Origin of the sequence: Mesorhizobium sp. M7A.F.Ca.AU.001.01.1.1, assembly GCF_004022735.1 — a bacterium.
Lineage (GTDB): Bacteria > Pseudomonadota > Alphaproteobacteria > Rhizobiales > Rhizobiaceae > Mesorhizobium > Mesorhizobium ciceri.
The window spans coordinates 1-19,403 of sequence record NZ_RZPF01000021.1 but is presented as its reverse complement, the minus strand read 5'-3'; the positions used below and the strand labels follow the sequence as shown (position 1 = coordinate 19,403).

General features: G+C 63.2%; 22 protein-coding genes and 2 tRNA genes. 19 read left to right on the top strand and 5 right to left on the bottom strand.

Going from position 1 to position 19,403, the window contains the following annotated elements:
• A partial coding sequence (locus EN884_RS38485) for a hypothetical protein (protein ID WP_164894914.1) occupies window positions 1-216 on the bottom strand: 216 nt, incomplete at its 3' end.
• Between the two features lie 20 nt (window positions 217-236).
• On the opposite strand from EN884_RS38485, the gene EN884_RS39290 reads away from it, so the two are divergent.
• From EN884_RS39290 to EN884_RS02820, 10 genes are all read left to right on the top strand, one after another.
• A complete protein-coding gene (locus EN884_RS39290) occupies window positions 237-539 on the top strand; it encodes a hypothetical protein (protein WP_244514304.1) in 303 nt (100 codons plus the stop codon).
• Window positions 536-1,084 (top strand): histidine phosphatase family protein, encoded by a 549-nt coding sequence (locus EN884_RS02860; RefSeq protein ID WP_063168176.1) that lies wholly within the window; start codon window positions 536-538, stop codon window positions 1,082-1,084. The genes EN884_RS39290 and EN884_RS02860 overlap by 4 nt, the downstream gene beginning before the upstream one ends.
• A gap of 227 nt (window positions 1,085-1,311) precedes the next feature.
• Window positions 1,312-1,385: transfer RNA gene (locus EN884_RS02855), tRNA-Tyr, on the top strand.
• Between the two features lie 2 nt (window positions 1,386-1,387).
• Window positions 1,388-1,457, top strand: a tRNA-Asn gene (locus tag EN884_RS02850).
• A gap of 352 nt (window positions 1,458-1,809) precedes the next feature.
• On the top strand, window positions 1,810-2,952 hold the full coding sequence (locus EN884_RS02845; RefSeq protein ID WP_063168177.1) for a slipin family protein: 1,143 nt from the start codon (window positions 1,810-1,812) through the stop codon (window positions 2,950-2,952).
• Between the two features lie 230 nt (window positions 2,953-3,182).
• Complete coding sequence (locus tag EN884_RS02840) at window positions 3,183-3,464, top strand: acyl carrier protein (RefSeq protein ID WP_010909964.1); 282 nt, start codon at window positions 3,183-3,185, stop codon at window positions 3,462-3,464.
• 56 nt (window positions 3,465-3,520) lie between these two features.
• On the top strand, window positions 3,521-4,711 hold the full coding sequence (locus tag EN884_RS02835; protein ID WP_063168178.1) for a beta-ketoacyl-ACP synthase: 1,191 nt from the start codon (window positions 3,521-3,523) through the stop codon (window positions 4,709-4,711).
• A gap of 43 nt (window positions 4,712-4,754) precedes the next feature.
• Window positions 4,755-6,032 (top strand): beta-ketoacyl-ACP synthase, encoded by a 1,278-nt coding sequence (locus EN884_RS02830; RefSeq protein WP_013531223.1) that lies wholly within the window; start codon window positions 4,755-4,757, stop codon window positions 6,030-6,032.
• A gap of 36 nt (window positions 6,033-6,068) precedes the next feature.
• Window positions 6,069-7,097 (top strand): zinc-binding dehydrogenase, encoded by a 1,029-nt coding sequence (locus EN884_RS02825; RefSeq protein WP_128360463.1) that lies wholly within the window; start codon window positions 6,069-6,071, stop codon window positions 7,095-7,097.
• Between the two features lie 4 nt (window positions 7,098-7,101).
• The gene (locus EN884_RS02820) at window positions 7,102-8,091 is read left to right on the top strand and encodes a lipid A biosynthesis lauroyl acyltransferase (protein ID WP_027160475.1); all 990 of its coding nucleotides are present in this window, start codon (window positions 7,102-7,104) and stop codon (window positions 8,089-8,091) included.
• 61 nt (window positions 8,092-8,152) lie between these two features.
• On the opposite strand, the gene EN884_RS02815 is transcribed toward EN884_RS02820, so the two are convergent.
• Window positions 8,153-8,581, bottom strand: coding sequence for a L,D-transpeptidase (locus EN884_RS02815; protein ID WP_013531220.1), 429 nt, complete (start codon window positions 8,579-8,581; stop codon window positions 8,153-8,155).
• Between the two features lie 4 nt (window positions 8,582-8,585).
• Window positions 8,586-8,792 (bottom strand): hypothetical protein, encoded by a 207-nt coding sequence (locus tag EN884_RS02810; protein ID WP_127224121.1) that lies wholly within the window; start codon window positions 8,790-8,792, stop codon window positions 8,586-8,588.
• Between the two features lie 8 nt (window positions 8,793-8,800).
• Between EN884_RS02810 and EN884_RS02805 the strand changes: the two genes are divergently transcribed.
• The 5 genes from EN884_RS02805 (at window position 8,801) to EN884_RS02785 (ending at window position 15,167) form a co-directional block, all read left to right on the top strand.
• Window positions 8,801-10,081: an acetylornithine deacetylase/succinyl-diaminopimelate desuccinylase family protein gene (locus tag EN884_RS02805; RefSeq protein ID WP_063168179.1), complete on the top strand. Its 1,281-nt coding sequence runs from the start codon at window positions 8,801-8,803 to the stop codon at window positions 10,079-10,081.
• A gap of 161 nt (window positions 10,082-10,242) precedes the next feature.
• Window positions 10,243-11,721 carry an ABC transporter substrate-binding protein gene (locus tag EN884_RS02800; protein ID WP_128360462.1) on the top strand — a complete coding sequence of 493 codons (1,479 nt, stop codon included), beginning with the start codon at window positions 10,243-10,245 and terminating at the stop codon, window positions 11,719-11,721.
• Window positions 11,722-11,734: 13 nt separating this feature from the next.
• On the top strand, window positions 11,735-12,682 hold the full coding sequence (locus EN884_RS02795; protein ID WP_063168181.1) for an ABC transporter permease: 948 nt from the start codon (window positions 11,735-11,737) through the stop codon (window positions 12,680-12,682).
• Complete coding sequence (locus EN884_RS02790; protein WP_063168182.1) at window positions 12,679-13,548, top strand: ABC transporter permease; 870 nt, start codon at window positions 12,679-12,681, stop codon at window positions 13,546-13,548. Before EN884_RS02795 ends, EN884_RS02790 begins: the two co-directional genes overlap by 4 nt.
• On the top strand, window positions 13,545-15,167 hold the full coding sequence (locus EN884_RS02785) for a dipeptide ABC transporter ATP-binding protein (RefSeq protein WP_013531215.1): 1,623 nt from the start codon (window positions 13,545-13,547) through the stop codon (window positions 15,165-15,167). Before EN884_RS02790 ends, EN884_RS02785 begins: the two co-directional genes overlap by 4 nt.
• A 21-nt stretch (window positions 15,168-15,188) precedes the next feature.
• On the opposite strand, the gene EN884_RS02780 is transcribed toward EN884_RS02785, so the two are convergent.
• Window positions 15,189-15,620, bottom strand: coding sequence for a TerB family tellurite resistance protein (locus tag EN884_RS02780; protein WP_063168183.1), 432 nt, complete (start codon window positions 15,618-15,620; stop codon window positions 15,189-15,191).
• 147 nt (window positions 15,621-15,767) lie between these two features.
• Between EN884_RS02780 and EN884_RS02775 the strand changes: the two genes are divergently transcribed.
• From EN884_RS02775 to EN884_RS02760, 4 genes are all read left to right on the top strand, one after another.
• Entirely contained in the window at window positions 15,768-16,553 is a 786-nt protein-coding gene (locus EN884_RS02775) for a TSUP family transporter (protein WP_013531213.1), read from the top strand.
• Window positions 16,554-16,604: 51 nt separating this feature from the next.
• Window positions 16,605-16,775 carry a hypothetical protein gene (locus EN884_RS02770; RefSeq protein WP_082826471.1) on the top strand — a complete coding sequence of 57 codons (171 nt, stop codon included), beginning with the start codon at window positions 16,605-16,607 and terminating at the stop codon, window positions 16,773-16,775.
• Between the two features lie 101 nt (window positions 16,776-16,876).
• Window positions 16,877-17,707: an AraC family transcriptional regulator gene (locus tag EN884_RS02765; RefSeq protein ID WP_063168184.1), complete on the top strand. Its 831-nt coding sequence runs from the start codon at window positions 16,877-16,879 to the stop codon at window positions 17,705-17,707.
• A 72-nt stretch (window positions 17,708-17,779) separates the two neighbouring features.
• Window positions 17,780-18,199: a VOC family protein gene (locus EN884_RS02760; RefSeq protein WP_063168185.1), complete on the top strand. Its 420-nt coding sequence runs from the start codon at window positions 17,780-17,782 to the stop codon at window positions 18,197-18,199.
• Between the two features lie 12 nt (window positions 18,200-18,211).
• Here EN884_RS02760 and EN884_RS02755 read toward each other — a convergent pair.
• On the bottom strand, window positions 18,212-19,403 hold a 1,192-nt coding region (locus EN884_RS02755), incomplete at its 5' end, for a cobyric acid synthase (protein WP_128360461.1).

The following is a 19,403-nucleotide window of genomic DNA, read 5'->3' as shown; positions in this document are numbered from 1 at the left end:
GTTATAGAGGGCTTGGATCATCAGGGCGGACACGAACGACAAATGGCCTTTGTCCGACTCTCGAACCTCAGTCTTTTGCAGCGGGCATGGCTGACGGCTTTCGTCGCCGCACTGCTTTGTCTTGCCGCGACCGCGCTTGCAGTTGCCGAGACGAAAAGCGACGCGCGCAGCGTCACCGATCGAGGCCGCATTCACGGCGACGCTGAAGGTATTCACCAGGGAAGCCTTCCGATGCAATGGCCTTCGCGCAGAACAATCTCGGGGATGTCAGCTGGAATCGGGCCAGCTATGGCGGCGGCAAGGCCGAATATCAAAAGGCGATCGGATTCTTCGAGAACGCCAAGCAGCGCTTTAGCGAAGCCGGCTACACCAGCCATCCCTCTCACCGACCAGAAGGTCGATCTGGTGAAGAAGCAGATGGCGAAGAAGTAGGTCTACGCTTCCCGCCGACCGCGCCTTGTCTTTCGGCCGGCTTTACCGTCCCTATATGTCCTGCCACCGGAACCCCTTGCCGGGAACCGCAGAAGGATAGCGGATGATTCGATTTGCCTTGGCGTTGTTCCTGCTTGTTGTTCCCAGCGTGGCGCACGCCACGGATGCAGGCTGGGCGCTGCTGCGCGACGGCGGACACGTCGTGCTGCTGCGCCATGCCATGGTCACCGGCACCACCGATCCGGCCAATTTCGACATCGACAGCTGCGCCACCCAGATGAACCTGTCGGCGCGCGGCAAGCAGCAGGCGAGCAAGATCGGCGCTCTGTTTGCCGCTCGGGCGGCACCGATCGAGCGCGTGCTGTCCAGCCGCTATTGCCGCTGCCTCGACACCGCCCGCATCGCCTTCGAGACCGACCCGGAACTCTTTGCACCGCTCGATCTCCTGAAAGGCGACGAGACGCAGAAGGCCGCGCAGATCGCTGCGATCCTGAAGGAAATCCGCGTCTATTCCGGCTCCGACAATCTGGTCATGGTCACCCATCTGGAAGACATCGTGGCACTGACCGGCATCTCACCGCGCGAAGGTGAGGCCGTCGTCGTCGAGCCGCAAGGCGATGGCCTGCGCGTGCTCGGCCGCGTCACCTTCTGAGCGTGCTGCGCGATCGCTGACGCCGAAAGCGGTGTTGCTGAAATGCCACCGTTGAAAGAAGCCGCAAATTCGCCGTGACAATGCCGCTTGCGACAACCCGTCGCAGGGGCTATAGGCGCGCTCCCGGTCACGAGAACCGAAGCGAGCACAACGGTTGGAGCTTTCGTCTCCGCCCGTGCAGGCGGCATTGCCGCCCTGTATACGGCGCCGCTTTGGGGATTGGGATCGCGGATGTAGCTCAACTGGGAGAGCGCCGGACATAATCCGGAGGTTGTGGGTTCGAGTCCCTTCATCTGCACCACGGATAGCTCAGTTTGGTTAGAGCATCAGATTGTTAATCTGACTGTCGAAGGTTCGATTCCTTCTCCATTGGCCTTGAAAAGCCATCCGAAAAACGGTCCGGGGACTGGAATGCGAAAGACTGGACGGGTGACCCAAGCCTTCGGGCGCGGATCATCTCAAGCGTCTTTCGCCATCGGCTCGCGGCCAGGCCCGCGGTGACGATCAAGGCGCGGTGTCGCCGGCAAGGGAGGCTAAGGCCTCCTGCGCCCGCTTCGCTGCCCCGCGATCCGCTCCCGAAGGCCCGCCACGGCTCGATGCCACCAGTCCCCGGATCATTCGTGCCCGGGCTACGACGCAAGAGACGACGTGAAACGAGAAACGAAGGGAAGATCGACGCATGACGTGACGCCTCGCATGGGGCCATGCCCGACAGGAGTAAGACAATGACCATTCTCGACAAGGTTCTTGGACGCGAGCGCGTCCTCGTAAAGGAAAACGAACGTGCCCTCGCCCTCCACAAGGGGGAGATCAAGGCTGTCCTGCTGCCGGGCGAGCACTGGCTCGCCAACCGGCGCGGCAGCCTCGAAGTGTCTCGGCACGATCTGAAGAACCCGGAATTCGTTTCGGCATACGAGAAGGCGTTGTTCGACAAGCTTCCGGATGTGGCCGCGCGTCATTTCACCGTCGTTCGCACCGGGCGCACGGATGTCGCCGTCATCGAGCGTGACGGCAATCTGCACGCCGTGCTGGCACCGGACCGCAAGCTCGTGCTGTGGACGGATGCCGGCCCGTGGAAGGTGACGCTGATCGACACGTCAGTCGATCTCGCCATCGATGCGGCGATCATGCGCCGGCTCGGCCAGGCCCGGAAGGCGGAATTGATGTCCGTCCATCCGGTCGTCGATGGTCAGGCCGGACTGCTGTTCATCGACGGTGTCCTGGTCAGGACGCTGACGGCGGGCGTGCATGGCTTCTGGAACGTCGGACGCATGGTGCAGATCAAGGTCGTCGACCTCAAGCGCCAGTCGCTCGACGTTGCCGGGCAGGAAGTGCTGACCAAGGATCGCGTGACGATCCGCGTCAACATCGCAGCCGAATACCGGGTCGTCGATCCGGTCAAGGCGGTCAGCATGGTGAAGGACTTCTCCGAAGCCCTCTACCGCGCCCTGCAATATGCCTTCCGCAAGACGCTTGGCGCGCTGACACTCGATCAGATCCTCGAAAAGAAGGTGACGATCGATGAGGAAGCGGCAGCCAAGGTCCGCGCCGACATGGCCGAGATCGGCGTGGAGGTCAGCGATATCGCGCTCAAGGATGTCATCCTGCCGGGCGAGATGCGCGAGATCCTCAACCAGGTGGTGTCGGCCGAAAAGCAGGCCGAGGCCAACATCATCCGTCGCCGCGAGGAGACGAACGCGACCCGTTCCCTCCTCAACACGGCCAGGGTGATGGCGGAAAACCCGGTGATGCTGCGGCTGAAGGAGCTCGAGGCGCTGGAAACCATCGCCGGCAAGGTCGAGCGGCTGACCGTCCACAACGGAACGGGCGGGCTGCTGAACGATCTGGTCAAGCTTCGCGACAGCTGATGCATGTCGCCAAAAGTGTTCCGCTTTTGGAAAAACGACACGCATCGAAATAAGGCTGACGTTGCGTCAACAGAAGGGCCGCCGGGTAAACCGGCGGCCCTTCTTGCGTTTCGAAGGAAACCTACCCATCTGCGCCCGGCGTATCAGGCCTTTTCCTGCCGGAAAAAACCGATTAGACAGCGCCCAAACAAGATGCGGACAGATTCCGCCCGCAACCGAAGGAAAAGCCCTTGTCCACCACGTTCGACAAAGTCGCCAAGATCATTGCCGACACCAGCGAGATCGATATCGACACCATCACGCCCGAGAGCCACACGATTGACGATCTCGGCATAGACAGCCTCGATTTTCTCGACATCGTCTTTGCCATCGACAAGGAATTCGGCATCAAGGTGCCGCTGGAAAAGTGGACCCAGGAGGTCAATGACGGCAAGGCTTCGACCGACGATTACTTCGTCATGAAGAACCTGTGCGCCAAGATCGACGCGCTGGTCGCCGCCAAGACCGCCTGACGTCAGTTGAGCGCACGATCTTGACGCGCTCTGCCGCCTGACCCACAAAGCCGCACATGAGCAGCCCCCGCGACGTCGTCATATCAGGTATCGGCCTTGTCTCCTCGCTGGGGGAAGGTCCTGACGCCCACTGGCAGAAGCTCGCGCAACCGGGCCCGCAGCCGGTGCTCGAAGCGACGCGCTTTGCACCCTATACTGTCCATCCGCTGCCTGAGATCGACTGGAACCTGCAGATCGCCAAGCGTGGCGATCAGCGCCAGATGGAAACCTGGCAGAGGCTCGGCACCTATGCTGCCGGCCTTGCACTGGACGACGCCGGCATCAAGGGCAATGACGAACTCTGCGCGACCATGGACATGGTTGTGGCGGCGGGCGGTGGCGAGCGCGACGAGGCGGTCGATGCCGCCATTCTCGCCGCTTCGGAAAGCCGCAATGACCGCGATGTACTGCTCAACGAGAAATTGACCACCGAATTGCGCCCGACACTGTTTCTGGCCCAATTGTCCAACCTGCTCGCCGGCAACATCTCCATCGTCCACAAGGTCACCGGTTCGTCCAGAACCTTCATGGGCGAGGAAGGTGCCGGTGTCGCCGCGGTTGAAACGGCCGCCGCACGCATCCGCTCGGGTCAGTCGACGCATATCCTGGTCGGCGGTGCCTTCCAGACCGAACATCCCGATATGCTGCTCGGCTATGAACTCGCCGGCTATCTGCATCGCGGCCCATGGAAGCCGGTTTGGCAAAGACAGGGCACTGAGGGCGGTGGCGTCGTGACCGGCTCCGGCGGCGCCTTCCTGGTGCTGGAGCAGCGCGAACACGCGATGAGCCGCGGCCGCAAGATCTATGCAGAACTTGGACCGGTCGTCTCCGGCCGCGCCCGGCGGCCACGGGGAGAACTCGACGCCGAGATCGCCGCACTGCTCAAGCAGGCTGCATTGCCGAACGGCAAATTGCTGACCCTGTCGGGCGCATCGGGGGCGCATGCGGCGACAACAGCCGAGAAGGCAGCGCTCGATGCCAATCCGGCGATCGCCGCGCGTGGCTTCTCGACGCTGACCGGGCACATGAAGGAAGCACAGTTTCCTTTCGCTGTGGCACTGGCGGCACTCGCTGTCGACCGCAAGGCCGCCTATCCTGTTTTTGATGCCGCAGCCGAGACGCCGTTCGAAGGCGTTCCCCAATCCGTCCTTGCAACGGCGATCGGCTATCACCAATTCGAGGGCATGGCGCTGGTCAATGCCGCGTAACGCGGCTCCACGACCCATGCTGCAACGATAAGAGGGCTCCCGGATGGCCAATCTCAGAGATCACATGGGCAGGCCGATCGTCGCCGTCACCGGCATCGGCGTGGTGACCTCGCTTGGCGTCGGCAAATCAGACAATTGGGCGGCACTGACCTCCGGCAAGTCGGGCATTCACCCGATCACCCGCTTTCCCATCGATCAATTGAACACCCGCATCTCCGGCATGGTCGATTTCCTGCCGTCGAGCTCGAAAGGCGCCAGCCCACTCACCTATGAGCTAGCCGAGCTTGCGGGCTTAGAAGCGGTGAGCGAAGCCGGTCTTGATTCCAGCGATTTCGGCGGACCGCTCTTCCTCGCATCGCCGCCAGTCGAACTCGACTGGGCCGAGCGCTTCTCGCTCTACAATTCTGACAAGGACAAGGATGACACCGCCGCCGAAAGACTGCTTCGGGTCGCGCGTAGCTTGAAAGAGCTGGATATTTTCGAGACCACCCAGTTCGGTTCGATCGCCGGCCGCCTTGCCGATCGCCTTGGCACGCGTGGTCTGCCGATCACGCTGTCGACGGCTTGCGCTTCAGGCGCCACCGCGATTCAGCTCGGTGTCGAGGCGATCCGACGCGGCGAATGCGACCGTGCGCTGTCGATCGGCGCGGACGGTTCCGCGACCGCCGAGGCATTGATCCGTTTCTCATTGCTTTCGGCGCTCTCCACGCACAACGACATCCCCGAAAAGGCGTCGAAACCCTTCTCCAGGGATCGCGACGGCTTCGTGTTGGCCGAGGGATCCGGGGCGCTGGTGTTGGAATCGCTTGAGACGGCATTGGCTCGCGGCGCGACTATTCTCGGCGTCCTGGGCGGTTGCGGCGAGAAGGCCGACGACTTCCACCGCACCCGCTCCAAACCGGACGCTTCACCGGCCATCGCCGCGGTCCGCGCCGCCCTCGTCGATGCCGGACTGGGTGAAGACGAGATCGACTACGTCAATGCCCACGGCACCTCGACGCCCGAAAACGACAAGATGGAGCATCTGGCGCTGTCGACGGTGTTCGGCGAGCGGATCGGCTCTATGCCGGTCTCGTCGAACAAATCGATGATCGGTCACACGCTGTCGGCGGCGGGCGCTGTCGAGGCGGCTTTCTCGCTGATGACGATGCGCGAAAGCGTCATTCCGCCGACCATCAACTATGACAATCCCGACCCCGCGATCGTGCTCGACGTGGTGCCGAACAAGAAGCGCAACGCCGAGGTCCGCACCGTTCTGTCGAGCTCCTTCGGCTTCGGCGGCCAGAACACTTGCCTTGTCATGGCGCGGGAACCGGTCTAAGCGACCTTTTTCAGCCAGACTGAACCGACAGGCCCCATGCGCGCATTGCAACTTATAGAGGACCGCCGTCTTGAGACGGTGGACCTGCCGCCTCCTCCACCGCCGGCACTCGGCGAAGTCACGCTGCGCATCAAGGCAGTAGCGCTGAACCATATCGACGTCTGGGGCTGGCGCGGCATGGCCTTCGCCAAGCGCAAGCTGCCGCTGGTCGTCGGCGCGGAGGCCTCCGGCGAGGTCGAGGCGGTTGGCCCCGGCGTTTCCAGCCTGCTGCCCGGACAATTGGTGTCGATCTATGGCGCGCGCACCTGCGGCCTCTGCCGAGCCTGCCGCGAAGGCCGCGACAACCTCTGCGAACATGTTTCGGGCGCGCACGGTTTCCATCTCGACGGTTTCGCGCAGGAGAAGATCAACCTGCCGGCCCGCCTGCTGGTCCCTGCCCCGCCCGGCGTGACCGACATCGGGGCGGCGGTGGCGCCCGTCACCTTCGGCACCGTCGAGCACATGCTGTTCGACAACGCCAGGCTTCAACCCGGCGAAACCATCCTTATCCATGCCGGCGGATCCGGCATCGGCTCGGCGGCCATCCAGTTGGCCAAGCGGATGGGTTGCACGATCATCACTACGGTCGGCTCCAACGACAAGATCGACAAGGCCAAGGCGCTCGGCGCCGACCATGTCATCAACTACCGCGACGACCGTTTCGAGGGCGTCGTGCGCAAGCTGACCAAGAAGAAGGGCGTCGACGTCGTCTTTGAACATGTCGGCGCCGACACATTCGCCGCCTCGATGCTGTGCCTGAAGCGTGGCGGCCGCCTGGTGACCTGCGGTTCGACCTCCGGCGTGTCGACGCAGATCAATTTGATGCAGCTGTTCCAGCAGCAATTGAAACTGCTTGGCTCCTTTGGCTGCCGCATGGAAAACATGGCCAACGCCATGCAGAAAATGGCGGCGGGACAGGTCGCACCCGTCATCGACACCGAAGTCGGCTTCGACGGTATCGACGCCGCGCTGAAGCGCATGGAAGGCCGCGACGTTTTCGGCAAGATCATCCTGCGCGTCGGCTAGAGCCTTGACCTCTGTATTCAAGAAGTTCCGCCGGGACCTCAAATTTCGTTACGGCAGGCAACTGCGCCAGCTCAATTACTGGCTGGTGGCGCGGGCAGCGATGATGATCATCTCGGTCCTGCGCCTGCTGCCGGCCGACAGTGCGCTGAATTTCGCCGACCGCGTCGCACGCCTGGTCGGCCCCCGGGTGGGACGCCATCAGGTCGCCGTCGACAATCTGCGCAAGGCCTATCCGGAAAAGAGCGAAGCCGAAATCCAGGCGATCGCCTCCGACATGTGGGGCAACATGGCTCGCCTTGCCGCCGAATACATCTTTCTCGACGCCCTCTTCGACTACGACCCCGCAGCCAGCGAGCCCGGCCGCGTCGAGGTCAAGGGAGCTGACCACTTCGTCGAAATAGCCAGCGAAGAGAAGCCGCACATCGTCTTCACCGGTCATCTCGGCAATTTCGAATTGCTGCCGGTGGCGGCCGCGACTTTCGGCATGAACATCACTGCGCTGTTTCGCCCGCCTAACAATCCCTATCTCGCCGACTACATCCTCTCGACGCGCCGCTCGACCATGGGCTCGTTGCTGCCATCCATGGCGGGCGCGTCATTCGCCCTGGCCGGGGTTCTGGAGAACGGCGGCAACATCGGCATCCTTGTCGACCAGAAATTCTCCAATGGACTGGAGACGACATTCTTCGGCCGTCCCTGCCAGAGCAATCGCGTGCTGGCCACCCTTGCCCGCCACTACGATTGCGACGTCTATCCGGCGCGCTGCGTCAGGCTGCCGGGCAACCGCTTCCGGCTCGAAATCGAGGACAAGTTGACCTTGCCGCGCACCGCTGACGGCAGCGTCGATGTCCGTGCCACCACCCAGCGTCTCAACGACGTCGTCGAGCGCTGGGTGCGAGAAGATCCCGGCCAGTGGATGTGGTTCCACAAAAGGTGGGAGATCAGCGGCGGGCGTCGAAAGCGACCGCAGGCAAAGGCGGTCCCAAACGCTTAGGCAGAGCTGCTGGCGTGGGGTTAGCCCAGCGCCAGCAGACAACAGCGAACCTGAACCCGCCTTAGTTGGTGACGACAATGCGCGTGTTGCCGAAACCCACTTCCCGCACCATCGAATAGAACGTGGCGGCATTGGCCGTGTGCAGCCTCACGCAGCCATGCGACGCCGGGCGGCCGAGCTGCCTGACGGCGCCGGTTCCATGGATGGCATAGCCGCCATGGAAGAACACCGAATAGGGCATCGGCGACATATGGTATTTGCGCGAATACCACATCCTGGCCGTGCGCTGCGGCCGATAGGTGCCGCGCGGCGTGAAATAGCCGGTGCGGGCGGTGGAGACACTCCACCGGTAAACCGACGCGCCATATCTGACGGTCATCGTCTGCGACGACACGTCTATATTTGCAACGAGGCTGGCTGCCCAGCCCTGCCCCGAAGCACCGAACAGCATTGCAACAAACATGGTTGCCATGAGAACTGTCTTTTTCATGCGATCAAACCCCTTTGATTGCCCCTAACCTGCCTGCCTGATTGTTTTTCATCTTTTTAATGGCAGATGCACGGGCTAACACACACACCTTGACCAATTCGCCAATCCAAAGCAGCGAATTTGAACGATTTCCCGCAATAGTTGCCGCAACGACACGCCGCACCGGCTTGATCGCCGGCGGGCTTGCAAAACCGCTGGGATCGCTGCTCAACTCTGCGCATGAACCAGCGACTCCTCCAGGCAATCGATGACAGGCGCGACGACGTCGTCGCGCTGACCGCCGAACTGATCCGTTTTCCGACTATCAATCCACCCGGCGAGGCCTACCGGCCATGCGCCGAATATCTCGGCGCGCGGCTGAAGAAGAGCGGTTTCGAGACCGAGTTCATCCGCGCCGAAGGCACGCCCGGCGACACCGACCGCTACCCGCGCGTCAATGTCGTTGCCCGTTCCGAAGGCAGGTCGCCGGGCGCCTGCGTCCACTTCAACTCGCATATCGACGTGGTCGAAGCCGGTGATGGCTGGACCGTCGATCCCTTCGCCGGCATCGTCAGGGACGGCAGGGTCTATGGCCGCGGCGCCTGCGACATGAAGGGCGGCCTTGCCGCCTCTATCATCGCAGCCGAGGCCTTCCTGGAAGTCTTCCCCGATTTTCCCGGCGCCATCGAAATATCCGGCACCGTCGACGAGGAATCCGGCGGCTTCGGCGGCGTCGCGCATCTGGCCAGGCTCGGCTATTTCTCAAAACCCAGGGTCGACCATGTCATCATTCCCGAGCCGCTGAACAAGGACCGCATCTGCCTCGGCCATCGTGGCGTCTGGTGGGCGGAGATCGAGACCAAGGGGGAGATCGCGCACGGCTCGATGCCGTTTCTCGGCGACAATGCGGTGCGCCACATGGGCGCCGTGCTGCGGGCTTTCGAGGACGAACTGTTTCCCGCGCTCGACCGCAAGATGACGCGCATGCCGGTCGTGCCCGAAGGAGCAAAACGCTCGACCATGAACATCAATTCGATCCATGGCGGCCAGACCGAGGATTTCCGGCCCGGCCTGCCGTCGCCCAACGTGCCCGACTCCTGCCGGATGACCATCGACCGCCGTTTCCTGCTCGAGGAAGATCTCGACACCGTCAAAGGTGAAGTGACCGGCATTCTCGACCGGTTGAAACGCGAGCGGACAAAATTCGACTATGAAATCCGCGACCTGATGGAAGTGCTGCCGCTGATGACCGAGCGCGACGCGCCGGTGGTCAAGGCGGTTGCGCAAGGCATCATGGCGATCTTCGACCGCGAACCCGATTATGTCATTTCGCCCGGCACCTATGACCAGAAGCACATAGCTCGCATCGGCCATATCTATGATTGCATCGCTTATGGGCCTGGCATTCTCGACCTCGCCCACCGGCCGGACGAATGGGTCGGCATATCGGACATGGTGGAATCGGCCAAGGTGATGGCGATAGGGCTCAACGTGCTGCTGCGCGGCACAGCCACGGGATAAGGTGTGCACCGCGACAAGCTTCGACTGCCGATGCGGTCGCCAGGACAAAAACATTCCCGGCCACGCCAAGGGGCAGAACGAAACGCAATTTACTCCGTGGCGAAATCACGCTTCTATCACTCGGGTTCGAGCACGTGTCTGAACGCATGGGGAGTTGCACGATGAAATTGTGGAAAACCATTCTGGCGGCCGCGGTGCTGTCGCTGGCCGCCGGCACCTCTGCGTTCGCCGCGCGAACCGACCTGGTCATCGGCATTCCGCTCGAACCCCCGCATCTCGATCCGACCGCCGGTGCCGCCGCAGCGATCGACGAGGTTCTCTATGCCAATGTGTTCGAAGGCCTGACGCGCATCGGGCCGAATGGCGAGGTGCTCCCGGATCTGGCCGAAAGCTGGACCATTTCCGATGACGGCAAGGTCTACACCTTCAAGCTGCACACCGGCGTGAAATTCCATGACGGCACCGACTTCGATGCCGCCGACGTGAAATTCTCGCTCGACCGGGCGCGAGCCGACAACTCCGTCAACGCGCAAAAGGGCCTGTTCGCCGCCATCGACAAGGTCGACGTCGTCGATCCGGCAACCGTCAAGGTCACGCTGAAGAACCCGCAGGGCTCGTTCCTCTACAATATGGGCTGGGGCGACGCGGGGATCGTGGCGCCGGAATCTGCCGACACCAACAAGGAGAAACCGATCGGCACCGGCCCGTTCAAGTTCCAGAGCTGGGCCAAGGGATCGTCGATCACGCTGGTCAAATCGGACAATTACTGGGGCACGCCGGCGTCGCTCGACAAGGCCGAGTTTCGCATCGTGCCGGATGCCGCGGCCTATGTGCCGGCGCTGCTCTCGGGCGACATCCAGGCTTTCCCGTTCTTCGATGCCGACAGCGTCGCCCAGGTCAAGGACGACCCGCGCTTCAAGGTGGTGATCGGCGCGACCGAGGGTGAGACCATCCTGTCGATCAACAACAAGAAGCCGCCTTTCGACAAGCTGCAGGTGAGGCAGGCGATCTCTTACGCGCTCGACCGCAAGGCCATCATCGACGGCGCCTCGGCCGGCCTCGGCCAGCCGATCGGCTCGCATATGTCGCCGGCCAACAAGGACTATGTCGACCTCACCGGCCGCTACCCGCATGATGTCGCCAAGGCCAAGGAATTGCTGAAAGAGGCAGGCCTCGAGAACGGCTTCAAGGCGACGCTGAAACTGCCGCCGCCCACCTATGCCCGTCTCGGTGGCGAAATCATCGCCTCGCAGCTTCGCGACGTTGGCATCGATCTGGAAATCATTCCGGTCGAATGGGCACAGTGGCTGGACCAGGTGTTCACCAAGAAGGATTACGACCTGACGATCGTCTCCCACACCGAGCCCAACGACATCGATATCTATTCGCGCAAGGATTATTACTTCAACTACGACAACCCGGCCTTCGACAACGTGATTGCCGATCTCGGCGTCACCTCCGACGAAGCCAAGCGCAAGGAATTGCTGGGGCAAGCGCAGAAGATCCTGGCCGACGATGCGGTGGTCGGCTTCCTCTATGAATTGCCGAAGATCGGCGTCTGGGACGCCAAGCTGCAAGGGCTGTGGGAAAACGCCCCGATCCAGGCCAATGATTTGACCAAGGTGAAGTGGAGCGAATGATCCCCCACCTTCCATGACCGCCTACCTCCTAAAACGCCTCGCCATCGCCATCGCCACGCTGGTGCTGGCTTCCATGGTGGTGTTCGCCGTCCTGGAGGTCCTGCCCGGCGATCCGGCGCGGCTAATGCTGGGCCTGAATGCCAGTGCCGACCAGGTCGAGTTGCTGCGCAACCAGATGGGCCTCAACGCGCCGCTGGCTTGGCGCTATCTGCACTGGGCGGGCGGCCTGCTCAGCCTCGATTTCGGCCGCTCCTACACCTATTCGGTGCCGGTCATCGGTCTGGTTCGCGAGCGGCTGGCCGTCTCGCTGCCGCTGGCGCTGATTGCGCTTGCGCTCTCCACCCTCATCGCGATTCCCGTCGGCCTGTTTTCCGCCAGCCGGCGTGGACGGGCCGGTGATACGATTTCCATGGGCGCCGCACAGCTTGGCGTCGCCGTGCCCAATTTCTGGTTCGCGCTGATGCTGATCTATGTCTTCGCCGTCTGGCTGCGGCTGGTTCCTGCTGGCGGCTTTCCCGGCTGGAGTGCCGGCGTCTGGCCAGCCTTGAAGTCGCTGCTGCTGCCGGCGTTGGCGCTTGCCTTGCCGCAAGCCGCGATTCTGGCGCGCGTCACCCGCTCGGCGCTGATCGAGGTGCTGAACGAGGACTATATTCGTACCGCCCGCGCCAAGGGTCTGCCCTACCGAGCTGTGCTGTGGCGGCACGCGCTGCGCAACGCCATGATTCCGGTGCTGACCATTCTGGGCCTGCAGTTCGCCTTCCTGCTTGCCGGCACCATCATCATCGAGAATGTTTTCTATCTGCCCGGCCTCGGCAGGCTGGTGTTCCAGGCCATCACCCAGCGCGACCTGATCGTCGTCGAAAGCGTCGTCATGCTGCTGGTCGCCGCCGTCATCGCCGTCAATCTGCTGGTCGACCTTTCCTATGCGGTCGTCGATCCGCGCCTGAGAAGCCGGCAATGACACTGCACATCGACATATCAGAAGAGACGTTCGGCAGCATCCTGAGCAAGGCGTTCGGGAATACCGCCTTCGTTGCCGGTTTCGTCATCACCCTGCTGATCCTGGCAATGGCTGTCGTCTCCTATGCCTGGACGCCCTATGACGTCACGAAACTGGTGATATCGGATAAGACGCAAGCGCCCTCGCTGGCGCACTGGTTCGGCACCGACCATTTCGGCCGCGACATCCTGTCGATGGTCATGGTCGGCGCCCGCAATTCGATTGCCGTGGCGCTGGTCGCGGTCGGCATCGGCATGGGGGTCGGCGTGCCGCTCGGCGCCTTTGCCGCGGCACGCGGCGGCCCCGTCGACGAGGCGCTGATGCGGCTGAACGACCTCGTCTTCGCCTTCCCGGCTTTGCTGTCGGCGATCATGATCACCGCCATCTTCGGACCGGGCGCCGTCAACGCCATCATCGCCATCGGCATCTTCAACATCCCGGTCTTTGCGCGCGTCGCCCGGGCCGGCGCGCTGGCGATCTGGCCGCGCGAGTTCATTCTCGCCGCACGCGCCGCCGGCAAGAGCAGCACGCAGATCACAATCGAACATGTGCTGCCCAATATCGCCACGCTGCTTCTGGTGCAAGGCACCATCCAGTTCGCGCTGGGCATCCTGGCCGAGGCCGGGCTTTCCTATCTGGGCCTGGGTGCGCAACCGCCAATGCCGAGCTGGGGCCGCATGCTGTTCGACGCGCAGACCCGCATGGTGGTGGCGCCATGGATGGCGATCTTTCCGGGCATGGCGATCGTTGTCGCCGTGCTGGGGCTGAACCTCCTGGGCGACGGCATCGCCGACATCCTCGATCCGAAATCGCGGCGGCAGCGATGAGCCTGCTCGACATCGAGAACCTGTCGCTGACCATCGGCGACACGCAGATCCTCAAGGGTGTGGAGCTTTCCGTCGCGCCCGGTGAGGTGATGGGGCTGGTCGGCGAATCCGGTTCCGGCAAATCGATGACCGCGCTGACGGTGATGCAGCTTCTGCCCCATGCCGCGCGCGCCAGCGGACGTGTCACATTCGACGGCATCGACATCCTGGCAGCAACCGAGGACCAGATGTGTGCGCTGCGCGGCGACGACATCGGCATGGTGTTCCAGGAGCCGATGACCGCGCTCAATCCGGTCAAGACCATCGGCGAGCAGGTTGCCGAAGGCATACGCTGGCACACCAGGGCCAGCCGCGCCGAGGCCGAAGACCGGGCGCGAAAAATGCTCGACCGTGTCGGCTTGCCCGAAGCGAAATTCCCGCTGTCGCGCTATCCGCACGAACTGTCGGGCGGCCAGCGCCAGCGCGTCGTCATCGCCATCGCCTGCGCGCTGAAGCCGAAGCTGCTGATCGCCGACGAACCGACGACGGCGCTCGACGTGGTGCTGCAGGCACAAATCCTCGACCTTTTGCGCGACCTCGTCGCGGAGAGCCGCATGGGCCTGCTCCTGATCTCGCATGACCTCGCCGTGGTGACCGAGATGGCTGACCGCATCACCATCCTGCGCCGCGGCGAGGTGATGGAAGCCGGCGACACCGCACGCACGCTATCCGAACAGCTCCACCCCTACACGCGCCAGTTGGCGCAGGCCTCGATGCATGTGCCGGCGCGCGCCAGGCCGCATGGCATCGAGACGGGCCGCCCTTTGCTTCAGGTCGAGGGCGTGACCCGCGACTATCCCGGCCGGCGCACTTCGCTGTTCAAGCGCGCGCCTGGTATCCGCGCCGTCGACGACGTCTCGCTGTCGATGGCGCCGAGTCAGTCAGTGGCACTGGTTGGTCGCTCCGGCTGCGGCAAGTCGACGCTCGCCCGCATGATCCTGGCGCTGGATCGGCCGACATCGGGCTCGATCCGGTTCCGCGGCGGGACCATAACCGGCAAGAGCGAAGCCGAGCTGAAGCCGGCGCGACGCGATATGCAGGTCGTTTTTCAAGATCCCTATGGCTCCTTCGACCCGCGCCAGAAGGTGAAAAAGCTGGTTGCCGAACCCCTGCATGTGCTGGAGAAAAAGCCGACGCGCGCCGAGTGCCGCGAGATGGTGGCGCATGCCCTGCACGAAGTCGGCCTCGGCATCAGCGACATGGACAAATACCCCCATGAATTTTCCGGCGGCCAGCGCCAGCGCCTGTCGATCGCCCGCGCCATCATCACCCGCCCCAAGCTGGTCGTTGCCGACGAGCCGGTCTCGGCGCTCGATGTCTCGATCCGCGCCCAGATCCTCGATCTGTTCGCAGAGCTCAACCAGAAGCTCGGCATCGCCTACCTCTTCATCACCCACGACCTGACCGTGGCCCGCGCCATCACGGACGAGGTGCTGGTCATGCATGACGGCAAGATCGTCGAGCGCGGCAAGACGAGCGAAGTGCTCGACCACCCGCAGTCCGAGGCTGCCAAGGCGCTTGTCACCGCCGCCCCTGACTTGCACCGGGCGATCGCGGAGCGGCTGCGGGAGCAAGGCTGATCAGGAGAGAAGGCGGCCCGATCACTCCTGCGTCTTGACCACATCGACCGGGCTGATATCGAGCAGGTCGAGCGTGCGGCGCAGCAGGCGGATCTCGCTCTCGGCCAGTTGCGAATCCGCCTTGGCGATCTCCGCCATATGTTTGGCCAATTGCCGGCGCCGCTCGACGTCGAGATCGCGGAACAGTGCAATCGCCTGCGAGCCATTGGTCTCGTAGCCGAACTCGTTGAGATATTCGATGACGCTGTCGATGCTGCTTTCCTGAATGCCGAAGGCGTCCTTGCAGATGCGCCGGAAGGCAACCATTTCGCTCTCGCTGACCGACCCGTCGGCCAGGATCATGCGAAACAGCATCAGCAATTCCGCCGACAGGACCGGATCGTCCGCCACCTTGCGCACGCCGGGGTCGCCGTCGAATATCTGACGTATCTGGTCCAGCAATGCGAATGCCATCAGGAGCCTCTTTCCGGGTTAACTACACAAACACAATCCAGGCGCGATGCGCTGGGATAGAGGTAGCGCGGAATCGATCTTGCGCAAACAGGGCGGCCGTGGTCGAACGCTCGATATTTCAGCCGGCCGGACACCTCCATACATCAGATGATCGACCTTAGTATCCAGACCGTCGCCATGCTCGCTTTCGCCGCTTTTGCTGCGGGCTTTGTCGATTCGATCGCCGGCGGCGGCGGGCTGATCACAGTGCCGGCGCTGCTGCTTGCCGGCTTCACGCCGGTCCAGGCGCTCGCCACCAACAAACTGCAAGGCATGTTCGGCTCGGGCTCGGCGACCATCCACTACGCGTCGAAGGGTCATGTCGACCTGCGCCGGCAATTGCCGTCGGCGCTTCTGGCCCTTGTCGGCAGCGCCATCGGCGCCTTGCTGGCGACGATCGTGCCGGGTGACATACTGCGGGCTGCCCTGCCCATCGTGCTGATCGCCATCGCGCTCTACTTCGCGTTCAAGCCCAACATGAACGATGTCGACCGCGCCGAGCGCCTGTCGCCGTTCCTGTTTGGATTGACCTTGGTGCCCGCCATCGGCTTCTACGATGGCCTGTTCGGGCCAGGCGCCGGCTCCTTTTACATGCTGGCCTTCGTGGCACTTGCCGGCTACGGCGTGCTCAAGGCGACGGCGCATACCAAATTGCTCAACTTCGCCTCCAACATCGGCGGCTTCATCGTCTTCGCGGCCTTCGGCGTCGTCTACTGGAAGATCGGTCTGATGATGGGCGTCGCCCAGTTCCTCGGCGCTCGCGTCGGCGCCAGCCTGGCCATGCGCATCGGCGCAAGACTGATCAAGCCGCTGCTGGTGATCGTATGCCTGGCGCTTGCTGTGAAGCTGCTGGCTGACCCGGCGAACCCGCTGCGGGCCTTGATTGGTGTGTGATCCCGCGCCCTGATAGGATGCCGCTGTTCGAATCATGTTGGAGAGGCAGACATGAATCTTAGCGCACCTACCCAGATCGTTTTTATCATCTCCGTTGTTATCGCCATCATCGGCGTTCTCGCCGCGCTTGGCGTTCTCTCATTCATTCCACTCGCATCGGCGTGGATCGTGCTTATTGCTTTCATCGTGCTTGCCGGCGGCTGCTTGATGCGCGGCGCCTGACCATTTCCCTTGAAGTGGGGACGAGGAGCGCCCGGCCAAAAGCCGGGCGCTTTTGATTCCGGCCCTTGGTCTGTTAGATTTGACTGGCGCGAGGATGGCCGATGCCAGTCAAGATGCAACCCCAGCAAGAGCAGGACCGGTCCGTCGCCGGGCGGTTTGAGATGCGCCGGCGCCTGCCCGATCCTCGACTTCAGGGCATTGTGTCGGACATTTGCGGCTATCGCGAAATGGCGCCCGGCCATATGCGCAACGTCGAATATGCGTCGCTCACCGTACCGCTGGTCATCAGCTTCGCCGAACCCTTCGCCATCGGCCTCGGCAAGGCGCCCGGCGACAATGACCGCTTCGCCAGTTTCGCCGCCGGCCTCTTTGCCGGACCGGTGGTGATCGAATCCTTCGGCGGCGCCTGCTGCGTCCAGGTCAACTTCACGCCGCTTGGCGCACGCCGTTTCTTCCGCCTGCCGATGAGCGAACTGACAGACAGCATGGTCGTCCTCGACGACGTGCTTGGCGCTCAGGGCTTGGCGCTGCGTGAATGGCTGGGCAATGCGCCGGATTGGACGACGCGTTTCGACATGGCCGAAGCCTTCGTCACCGCCCGTCTCGAGAAGGCCGCCGAGACGCCACTTGAAATCGCCTGGGCCTATGACCGCATCATCACATCCGGCGGCCGGACCCGCATTGCATCGATCGCCGAAAGGCTGGGCTGGAGCCGCAAACATCTCGCCGGCAGTTTTTCCAACGCCATCGGCATGGGCCCCAAGACACTGTCGCGCATCGTCCGCTTCAACCGCGCGCTCGGCCTGTCGAGGCAGCAGGCCGTCGACTGGGCCGATATCGCAGCCGATTGCGGCTATGCCGACCAGGCGCATCTGGTACGCGAATTCCGCGACCTCGCCGGCGAGACACCAACCGGAATCTCGGCCAGGTAACATTTCTTCAAGACGCCGGAACGGCCTTTACCCACAGTGGGGCATCGACCAACCCCACTGAAGGAGATCGACATGACCACCACCACCGAAGCGCCCCGCCTCTACCCCGCCTTGCGCTACAGGAACGCGGCAAAGATGATCGACTGGCTGGGCGAAGCCTTCGGCTTCAGCGTCCGGGCCCGCTATGGCGAAGGCGACGTCGTGCACCATGCCGAACTGGTCTTCGGCTCCTCGATGATCATGCTGGGCACCGTGCGCGACGACGACTACGGCAAGATGGTCGGCGAACCCGGCTCAGGCGGCGGCAAGTCGATCTACATCGCCGTCGATGATGCCGATGCCGCCTATGCCAAGGGCAGGAAGGCTGGCGCCACGATCATCCAGGAATTGACCAACCGCGACTATGGCAGCCGCGAGTTCATCTGCCGCGACCCGGAAGGCAACGTCTGGTCCTTCGGTACCTACTGGCCGAAGGCAGGCGACAAGGGCTGAGCCAACCGCGAATTACCGCGCCAGTGCAAAGATCGCGTCGCAGTCGAGATGGGTCTCCAGCTCGGCTGCGACCTCGTCCAGCGCCCGCTCGACCTCGGCTCGGTAATCGATGCCGCCGCCCTTGATGCCGAGGCTTTCGAGGAATCTTCCGCGAAAGCCGTCGGCGCCAAACAGACCGTGCATATAGGTGCCGATCACCTTGCCATCGACCGACACTGCCCCGTCATCGATGCCATTGATGACTGCAGACGGCCTCAGCGTATCCGGCCCGGTGGTGCGGCCGAGATGGATTTCATAGCCTTCGAGCGGCAGGTCGAACGGCACCGAACGGGCGCTGACGTTGCGCACCGTCTTTTCCGGCTCCATCACCGTTTCGATGTCGAGCAGGCCGAGCCCTTCGGCTTCGGTGACGCTGCCTTCGATGCCGTCGGGATCGCGCACCATGCGGCCGAGCATCTGGAAGCCGCCGCAAATGCCCACGACATGGCCGCCGCGCTTGCGATGCGCAAGAAGGTCGCGATCCCAACCGTTCTCGCGGAATTTCAAGAGATCGCCGATTGTCGACTTCGAGCCTGGAATGACCACCAGCCCGGCATCGGCGGGCAGCGGCTTTCCCGGCGGCACGAACACCACCTCGACCTGCGGCTCAGCCTTGAGCGGGTCGAGATCGTCGAAATTGGCGATGCGGCCAAGCATCGGCACCGCCACCTTCAGCGCGCGCGCTTCGCCGGACGCCAGCCGCTCCAGCACCACCGAATCTTCCGAAGGCAAGCGTGCCGCCGCCTTCAGCCACGGAACGACACCGAAACAGCGCCAGCCCGTGAATGTCTCGATCGACTTCAGGCCGTCGTCAAACAGCGAAACGTCGCCGCGGAACTTGTTGATGAGGTAGCCGGCGATCATGCGCCGGTCCTCTTCCGGGAGGATCAGATGCGTGCCGGCCACCGAAGCGATGACGCCGCCGCGATCGATGTCGCCGACCAGCACCACGGGCACGTCGGCGCGCGTGGCAAAGCCCATATTGGCGATGTCGCGGCTGCGCAGGTTGATCTCGGCCGGCGAGCCGGCGCCCTCGACGATGACCAGATCGGCGCCCTCGCCGACCTTGCCCCAGGAGTCCAGCACGGCGTCCATCAGCCGGCCCTTCATCGCCTGGTAGTCGCGCGCCCGCGCTTCCCCGAACATTTTGCCCTGCACGATGACC